Origin of the sequence: Leptotrichia sp. OH3620_COT-345, from assembly GCF_003932895.1 — a bacterium.
Lineage (GTDB): Bacteria > Fusobacteriota > Fusobacteriia > Fusobacteriales > Leptotrichiaceae > Pseudoleptotrichia.
In genome coordinates this window covers 1-1628 of sequence record NZ_RQYW01000074.1, presented here as the reverse complement: position 1 = coordinate 1628, position 1628 = coordinate 1, and the positions used below count along the sequence as shown (strand labels likewise).

The window sequence follows — 1628 nt, the reverse complement described above, 5'->3', positions numbered from 1 at the left end:
CTTACCTTATATTCTGTATTAGGGTATACCGTTACATTTATTCCTATATTTTTACTCTTATCTATATCATGTAAATCATGTTTTTCATATCCCTGTCCGTTCAAACTGAAGCCACCGTCTATCAGTGACCCTACCTGAATTATCTTGCCTTTTACATCAAGTATTCCCCTATCCGCTCTGAACTCCGATACATTGTTTGTTATCCTCTGAGTTACGTCATTTTTACTATAACCTACTCCTGCACTTGATACATAAGGACCGTTTACGATTTTTCCGTTTACTGTATGCGGACCTATTCCTATGCCTATATTCAGATTGTATCCTCTATATTTTCCGTCTACCCTATCCTGTACACTTACCGTTTCATGGGGACCATTTACTACTCCTGATATACTTCCCGTCTTTACATCTACTCCTACCGTCTTTACACTTCCCGTATTGTTGTAATGACTGTTTCCCTTCGTTATATCTTCATTCTTTGAGTAATATTCAGACGTCATTTCCCCTTTATGTCTGCTTATACTCGGTGTCCCGGTTATATTACTGTCCTTAAATACATTCAGTTTCCCGTTGCCATATTCATTCCCGCATTATATGCTCCAAATCCTCCATTAATGTAATCTTCTTTATGTTTTGCCCTCTTTAAGCCCTTACCTGCTTCCCATACTTGCTGTGCCGCTCCTATTATCGGTATCCCTACATTTACTCCAACTCCCACATAAGTGTTCTTGGTTACTCTGTCTATTGTTCTCTCTGAATGCATATCAAGTATTCGGATATCTTTGCCCGTATACGTCAATTTACCGCCTATAATCCCATTAGTCGGTCCTAAATCTATATTACCTTCTTCACTCTTTAATGTTACATTTCCTGATAGCTCCTACCACTTTAAGCTTGCCTTCCGAATCCATCCTTATTCCCGATTCATTATATAACTGACTCAGTTTGTATCTATCCCTGCTGTTACTTACATAGGAACTACTCTTTCCATAACCTATTCCTCCCCAACTCTTTTTAGTATTTGAATTATATACACTCTTTAATCTGTCCTTTGTCCCCTCTATAAATATATCTCCATCCGAAAAGCCTATTAATTCCCCTTTACTATGAAAGTTTACTCCCTGTGCTAATACTCCTTTATTATCTCCTTTTATATAGTTCCCTGTTTTATCTACTTCCTTAAAGTTAAACAATATATTTCCTTCACTTGTCAAATCTACATTATTTGCATATATATTGTCTTCTTCCCAATACTCCGTTGTTACTTTCTTTTTCTTTAAACCTCCCCCTCTTTTTGTCGTCTGACTTCTTTGCTTATACTCTGTATCTATTGTTGACAGTAGTAATATATACTGTTTTGCATTCAGTACTATATTATCCTTTCCCCTTATATCGCTGCTTTGCAGTATCAGATCTCTTTTTGAGTCAAGTACAGTATTTCCGCCTTCACCTATTATTCCTGACACTGTCTTTGTCTTATTTAATGTATCCCAATGTCTTAATTCTTCTACCTGTACTGTTCTTACAGGGCCGTAAGGTATTTTCTTTTCATAGTCGTTTCTTCCTCCATGACGTATTGTCTTTGTATCTCTTATCTGTTTTGTGACTGTTACCGTTTCACTTACTCC

3 protein-coding genes are annotated in these 1628 nt (G+C 36.9%); all 3 read right to left on the bottom strand.

From position 1 onward, the window contains the following. Positions 1 to 500: hypothetical protein (locus EII29_RS11375; protein ID WP_148096434.1), on the bottom strand; the 500-nt coding region annotated here is incomplete at its 3' end. 59 nt (positions 501 to 559) lie between these two features. Next, the gene (locus EII29_RS11370) at positions 560 to 799 is read right to left on the bottom strand and encodes a hypothetical protein (RefSeq protein WP_125237604.1); all 240 of its coding nucleotides are present in this window, start codon (positions 797 to 799) and stop codon (positions 560 to 562) included. Between the two features lie 49 nt (positions 800 to 848). Next, positions 849 to 1628: hemagglutinin repeat-containing protein (locus tag EII29_RS11365; protein WP_148096433.1), on the bottom strand; the 780-nt coding region annotated here is incomplete at its 5' end.